Genomic DNA, 565 nt, shown 5'->3' on the forward strand with positions numbered 1-565 from the left:
GCACCGGGTTCGAACACGGGCCGGTTGGGGAGGATCGTCTCCGACTCGTCGTCCAGCGTCAGACAGGCGACCTCGTGGCTGACGTTGTCGCCGTCGGCGGCCGCGGCGACGGCCTCCTTGCCGATGAAGTCGGTGTCGACATCGACGGCCCAACCCAGTCCGGCCTCGTAGGGGTTGTGCTCGGTGTGCAGGTCGTGACCCCACAGGCGGAATCCCTTCTCGATGCGGAGCGCGTTGAGCGCGCCGTTGCCGTACGGGCGGATGTCGTACTCCTCGCCGGCGTCGAGCAGGATCTCCCACAGGCGCTCGCCGTACTCCGAGGGCGTGTAGAACTCCCAGCCGAGTTCGCCGGCGTAGGAGACGCGCAGCGCCGTCACGGGCACGTTCTTCACGTAGAACTCCTGGCTGGTGAAGAACGGGAACGCGTCGTCCGAGAGATCGGCGTCGGCGACCTTCGAGAGCACCTTCCGGGCGTTCGGGCCGGTGCAGACCATCGCCGCGTAGCTGGAGGTGACGTCGTTGACCGCGACGCCCGCCGGCGACTGCTCGCGGACCCACGCGACGT

General features: G+C 68.5%; 1 pseudogene. It reads right to left on the bottom strand.

Annotated features, from left to right (window positions below):
- Positions 1-565, bottom strand: a pseudogene (locus tag DVK03_RS19410) (glycine cleavage system protein T); the annotation flags it as partial.

Source organism: Haloferax sp. Atlit-109R (assembly GCF_003665865.1).
GTDB lineage: Archaea > Halobacteriota > Halobacteria > Halobacteriales > Haloferacaceae > Haloferax > Haloferax volcanii.